This window comes from Halorhodospira halophila (genome assembly GCF_016653405.1).
Taxonomy (GTDB): Bacteria; Pseudomonadota; Gammaproteobacteria; order Nitrococcales; family Halorhodospiraceae; genus Halorhodospira; species Halorhodospira halophila_A.
The window spans coordinates 1-4,318 of the sequence record NZ_NHSN01000020.1 but is presented as its reverse complement, the minus strand read 5'-3'; the positions used below and the strand labels follow the sequence as shown (position 1 = coordinate 4,318).

Genomic DNA, 4,318 nt, shown 5'->3' with positions numbered 1-4,318 from the left:
CCGGCGGTGGGCAGAAGCGGGGCTGGGGGAAGCGTACCCAACCGGTGGAGTTTTACAAGAACCCTTCCCGGTAGCGCACGACTCGATTGCGTCCGGCGCGTTTGGCCTCGTAGAGGGCGAGATCCGCCCGGCGCAGCCAGGCGCCGGTGGCCTCCGGCGGCCGGTAGGTGGCGATGCCGATGCTCACGGTGATGGATCCCGGCCCCGGCTGGAGGGTCGCCACCTGCTCACGGATGCGCTCGGCCACCTCGGTGGCCCCGGATTCATCGGTCTGTGGGAGAACGACCAGGAACTCATCCCCACCCCAGCGCCCGAGATGGTCCGTAATCCGCAGCTGGGGGCGAAAGCAGGATTGCACCAACTCGTGGAGCAGCAGGTCGCCGGCCTCGTGGCCATAGGCGTCGTTGATCTGTTTAAAGCCATCGCCGTCGATGACTAGCAACGAGAGCGGGGTCTGGTAGCGCAGCGCACGCTCACGCTCCTCGTGGAGGATGTGATCCATCCGGCGCCGATTGCTGGTCTCGGTCAGCGGGTCGTGCTGCGCCTGGCGCTCCAGTTCCCGTTCCAGCAGAACCCGATCGGTGATGTCCTCCTCAAAGCCCACCGCATAACGCGGCTCTTCCCCGGAGTGGGCGGTCGGCCGGCCTTCACAGCGCAGGTGCCGGATCTCGGCATCCGGGCGGACCAGCCGAAAACGAAGCTGCCAGGGCTCGTCGTTACGGAACGCCTGCCAGAAGCACTGAGAGACCCACGGGCGATCCTCCGGCAGGATGTGCCCACGCCAGGTCTCCAGGTCCATGACCACCGGCCCGGTGGGGTGCTGGTAGCCGTAGATCGCCTGGAGTCGCGTATCCAGGTGAACCCGTTCGCCCACCACGTCGTAGGTCCAGAAACCGATCCCGCCGACCTCCTGAAGGACGGCGATCTTGCCCTCGGCACTTACACCCGGCAGCGCCTCTTCGCTGGGGGTGCCCGGTCCTGCAACGGGCTGGCTGTCCAGGCTGGGGCCTTTCATCCGAGGGTCCTTGGCGCAAGCTATGACCCGACCCATGTTAGATCAATATTCCGGGTGGGGAATCAAGCGTTGAGCGACCCGGGAAAGAGGGTCGTCCAGAAAAGTTGACAAAAGTCGGTGGCGTACCATGAATCGTCCCGTGGCTTTACGCGGTACGAGCGCCAAGAACCCTGATAACCTGACGCCTTCCGGAAAAAGGAGCCCCCAATGCGCCCGATTCGTCAGCTACTGATTGTGCCCGCGGCAACCCTGCACCTGATCTCCGGCGGTCTGGCCTTGGGTGGACTCGCACTGCGCTCCCGATGGTTCGGGCAGCAGGGGTTCCAGCACTGGTCGCAGGCTGCGCTGCGGCTGCTGGGCGTACGTCTGCGAGTGCACGGGCAGGTGGCCCCGGGGGCCTTCCTTGTGCCCAACCACTACTCCTGGGTCGATATCCTGGCCCTGCAGGCGATCACTCCAGCGACCTTCCTCAGCAAGGAGGAGGTACGCGAGTGGCCCGTCATCGGCCCAGTAGCCGCCCGACTCGGCACGGTCTTTATCGGCCCCCGCCATGGCGGGGCCGACCAGGCTGCCGAGGCCCTGCGGGGGAGGCTGGCCGATGGCGAGAGCGTCGTGGTCTTCCCGGAGGGGCGGCTCAACCGCAGCGACGGCATCCTGCCATTCATCTCCCGGCTGTTTCGCATCCCCCAGGAGGCGGGGGCCGTGGTTCAGCCTGTGGCCGTAACCTATCGCCCCCGCAATCCCCAGGGTGGCCTCGGCGCGCTGGTTCCCGAGCAAAGCTTCCTGAGCAGCATCGCCTGGCTCGCCGGCCGTGGGGTCGAAGCGGAGGTCCATCTGCTCGAGCCGATCCCCGTAGAGGGGCGCTCGCGGCGAGAGCTGGCCGGCGATGCGGAGCAGGCCGTGGCGCAGGCCCTCAGTCTGACCCGGGTCCGACCACCGCGGTCGGCCGCGGGCGGTGGTTCCGACTGAGACCGGCCGTTGTTATTTCCCGGCGGGGTGCTAACTTCAGGGTAGTGCTAGCCCGGTAGACGATCATGGCTCAATGCGAAGGCGCGCAGGAAGTGCTACGGGGTTGGTATCTCCTCGAAGACGCTGAGGGGCTGCGCCTGGGACGGGTTGATCCCAGTTCTGATGGTCCGGTGGCCGCGAAAGCCGATCTTTACGTGGAACCGGTCGACGCGGCATTGCTGATCCGGGCGGTGGAGCGGGCCCTGGCCGGTGGGGCCGCCTCCGGAGAAAGCTTCGAGGATGACAGCGCGCCGATTGGGGGCGTTCGCAGCCAGCCGGGAGAGGCCGGTCCGCGGCAATTCGGGCTGGTCACTGGCGATCCTCGCATGATCCAGCTCTGTCGGGACACCGAGCGGATCGCCCCGTCGGATGCCACGGTCCTGCTGCTTGGCGAGAGCGGCACCGGCAAGGAGCTCTTCGCCAAGGCCCTTCATGAACTCAACCGGGCCCGCGCCCGTGGGCCGATGGTGGCCATCAACTGCGCCGCCATCCCCTCGGAGCTGCTTGAGAGCGAGCTCTTCGGCTTCGAGCGCGGCGCCTTCACCGGCGCTTACCGGTCGCAGGTCGGGCGGATCGAGCGCGCCCACCGCGGTACCCTGTTCCTGGATGAGATCGGTGAGCTCCCGCTGGAGGTCCAGGCGAAGCTGCTGCGCTTCCTGCAGCAGCGGACCATCCAGCGGCTCGGTGGGCGCAAAGAGATCCCAGTGGACGTCCGGGTCGTTTGCGCGACCAACCGGGATCTCGTGGAGCGGATGGGCGAGGGGGCATTCCGCGACGATCTCTACTACCGCATCGCAGAGGTCCAGCTGCGCCTACCGCCGTTGCGTGAGCGCCCCGGGGATCCGGCGCTGATTGCCCATGCCCTGCTCAAGGGTATGACGCGGCGGCGGCGCGACCGCGGCCGCAAGCTGAGTGCTGATGCGCTCGCTGCCATCGCCGCCTATCCGTGGCCGGGCAACGTGCGTGAGTTGGAGAACGCCATTCGGCGCGCGGTGATCCTCGCCGGACACGGAGCGATCCGCGCCGAGGATCTGGGAGTGCCTTTACCCCGCTCGTCGAAACCGCAAAAGGATTTGCCGCGCCTGCGTGAGGTGCGTGATGAGGCCGAGCGCCGGCTGATTGCCGAGGCCATGGGCCGTTGCAATGGCAATATCTCGCGGGCTTCGATGGAACTGGGAGTGACCCGGCCGACCCTCTACGAACTCCTCGATAAGCACGGGATGCGCTGAATGGCCACCCCGTGTAGGGCTCGCTGAGACGGTGTCCGAGGAGAGCTGCGCAAGCGCGGGGCGCGCATGGTCCCACCCCCCGAGCGGTGAAACTCAGGGGGGAGGGCCTGGTGAAGCCTGCAAAGCCATCAAGAATGTTCGGCGTCCACAGCCTCCCGGCGACGCAGCGTGAGCCCCAGGAGGAGCAGCCCGGCGCCGAGCAGCGGCAGCGTGGCAGGGGTGGGCACCCGGTTCACGACACCCCGGAGTGTTGCATTGTTGGACGCGTCTTCCTGAGTCCAGAAGACATCCGAGAGTTCGCCGTTCGATTGGAAGCCGGCGATGGTGAGTTCGTACCAATCCCCATCAATCTGGAATCGGTCCGAAAGGGCTTCATTGAAGCTGAAGGTCACCCGGTCCGCGCAGCCGTTGATGTTGATCCCCTAGTTGTTGGGTTCTCCATTCGCGCAGGGATTCTCGTTATTGGGCGTCTCCCAGTGTTCGAAATCGAAGAACGAAACGGCCGTGCGGGAGGTGCCGTTGATGGAGAGGTTTGCGGTGACCTCAAGCCGAGCGGTATCGAGGAAGGTGCCGGTGATCGGGAAGTTGTTGTGGGTGAAGATCCCGAGGTCGAAGCGCTCGCCGATATTGATGCCGCTTACCGGAGGTGGGGCTGAGCCGTCGAAAACGTAGCCGCTGGGCTGATCTCCCGTGCCCCAGGTGATCTGGTTGGTGCCGATACCGTTGATAGTGCCGCCTTCCTGTTCGGGGGTGGCGCTCGTCCATCTCCCCTCGACGCTAGCAATAGTGATCAACTGTGCCGAAGCACTTCCCGCCACGAGCAGGCCGGCAAGTGCTGCGGTTTTCAGGGTGTTTCTCATCATGGTTTCTGCTCCCACTGCCGTTCTGAGTGATGTACCGCACCCGGTTGCCTGGACACCCGGTAAGCATAATCACGCCGTGTACCGCACCCGGTTGCCTGGACACCCGGTAAGCATAATCACGCCGCCATCGGCATGGTTTCCAGGTAGTCTGTACGAACCTGCGCCGGCGACCGGAACCCATGGCGCTCCAGCAGCCAGCCGTG

General features: G+C 65.8%; 5 protein-coding genes. 2 read left to right on the top strand and 3 right to left on the bottom strand.

Annotated features, from left to right (window positions below; translation table 11 throughout):
• Nucleotides 1-52: 52 nt before the first annotated feature.
• Complete coding sequence (locus CCR79_RS08520) at nt 53-1,015, bottom strand: sensor domain-containing diguanylate cyclase (protein WP_201170895.1); 963 nt, start codon at nt 1,013-1,015, stop codon at nt 53-55.
• Nucleotides 1,016-1,222: 207 nt separating this feature from the next.
• On the opposite strand from CCR79_RS08520, the gene CCR79_RS08515 reads away from it, so the two are divergent.
• Nucleotides 1,223-1,984, top strand: a complete 762-nt coding sequence (locus CCR79_RS08515) for a lysophospholipid acyltransferase family protein (protein ID WP_201170892.1) — start codon at nt 1,223-1,225, stop codon at nt 1,982-1,984.
• 65 nt (nt 1,985-2,049) lie between these two features.
• A complete protein-coding gene (locus CCR79_RS08510) occupies nt 2,050-3,252 on the top strand; it encodes a sigma 54-interacting transcriptional regulator (RefSeq protein ID WP_201170890.1) in 1,203 nt (400 codons plus the stop codon).
• Nucleotides 3,253-3,380: 128 nt separating this feature from the next.
• On the opposite strand, the gene CCR79_RS08505 is transcribed toward CCR79_RS08510, so the two are convergent.
• Both CCR79_RS08505 and CCR79_RS08500 read right to left on the bottom strand, forming a co-directional pair.
• On the bottom strand, nt 3,381-3,644 hold the full coding sequence (locus tag CCR79_RS08505) for a hypothetical protein (protein ID WP_201170878.1): 264 nt from the start codon (nt 3,642-3,644) through the stop codon (nt 3,381-3,383).
• A gap of 30 nt (nt 3,645-3,674) precedes the next feature.
• Nucleotides 3,675-4,115: a THxN family PEP-CTERM protein gene (locus CCR79_RS08500; protein WP_201170874.1), complete on the bottom strand. Its 441-nt coding sequence runs from the start codon at nt 4,113-4,115 to the stop codon at nt 3,675-3,677.
• Nucleotides 4,116-4,318 lie beyond the last annotated feature (203 nt).

What these genes read in the sequence shown, in the direction of transcription:
- CCR79_RS08520 (WP_201170895.1), bottom strand. Translation starts at nt 1,015, where the DNA reads ATGAAAGGCCCCAGCCTGGACAGCCAGCCCGTTGCAGGACCGGGCACC.
- CCR79_RS08515 (WP_201170892.1), top strand. Translation starts at nt 1,223, where the DNA reads ATGCGCCCGATTCGTCAGCTACTGATTGTGCCCGCGGCAACCCTGCAC.
- CCR79_RS08510 (WP_201170890.1), top strand. Translation starts at nt 2,050, where the DNA reads ATGGCTCAATGCGAAGGCGCGCAGGAAGTGCTACGGGGTTGGTATCTC.
- CCR79_RS08500 (WP_201170874.1), bottom strand. Translation starts at nt 4,115, where the DNA reads ATGATGAGAAACACCCTGAAAACCGCAGCACTTGCCGGCCTGCTCGTG.